The sequence below is a fragment of the Janthinobacterium agaricidamnosum NBRC 102515 = DSM 9628 genome (assembly GCF_000723165.1).
Taxonomy (GTDB): Bacteria; Pseudomonadota; Gammaproteobacteria; order Burkholderiales; family Burkholderiaceae_D; genus Janthinobacterium; species Janthinobacterium agaricidamnosum.
The window spans coordinates 5,881,854-5,882,556 of sequence record NZ_HG322949.1 but is presented as its reverse complement, the minus strand read 5'-3'; the positions used below and the strand labels follow the sequence as shown (position 1 = coordinate 5,882,556).

Annotated in this window: 1 pseudogene; it reads left to right on the top strand. The window is 57.9% G+C overall.

The window, feature by feature from the left end:
- Positions 1–76: 76 nt before the first annotated feature.
- Positions 77–650 (top strand): annotated as a pseudogene (locus GJA_RS25490) (IS5 family transposase); the annotation flags it as partial.
- Positions 651–703 lie beyond the last annotated feature (53 nt).

The following is a 703-nucleotide window of genomic DNA, read 5'->3' as shown; positions in this document are numbered from 1 at the left end:
AGAGCCTATCCCAGTAGATACTCCAAGGAATAAACAGCGCTTTTACTTGTCCAAGTCCCTGATGCAGGAGGTGATCATGGACTTGGCAATCAAAGACGATGGCTGGCGGTTACCGGACGCCATATGGGAACAGATGGAACCGCTGCTCCCGCCGCGCAAAGCGCACCGGCTAGGCGGTCACAATCCACGGGTCCCAGACCGGAACGCGATGGATGCGATCTTTTTCGTGTTACGCACTGGGGCGCAATGGAACTGCCTCAAGGCGACCGGCATCTGCTCCAGCAGTTCAGCCCATCGCCGGTTTCAGGAGTGGTGCGAAGCGGGTGTGTTCGAGCAGTTCTGGCGCCAGGGCTTACTCAGTCTTGAGGCACTTGATGCCATCGACTGGCGTTGGCTATCGCTCGATGGCGCCATGACGAAAGCCCCTCTGGGCGGGGAAAAAAATCGGCCCCAATCCTACGGACCGCGCCAAAGGCGGCGTCAAACGCAGCCTGCTGACCGAGGCGAACGGCATACCGGTGGCGCTCGCCATTGATGGCGCCAATCGCCATGATATGAAACTGGTACTGGCCACGTTGGAAGATCTGGTGTTATGGTCCCCAGCGTGCCAGCGACGACAATCAGGGCTGTGCATGGACAAAGGTTACGACTATGACGAGGTACGTCGGATCGTTGGTCAATACGGCATGATTGCCCATATTCG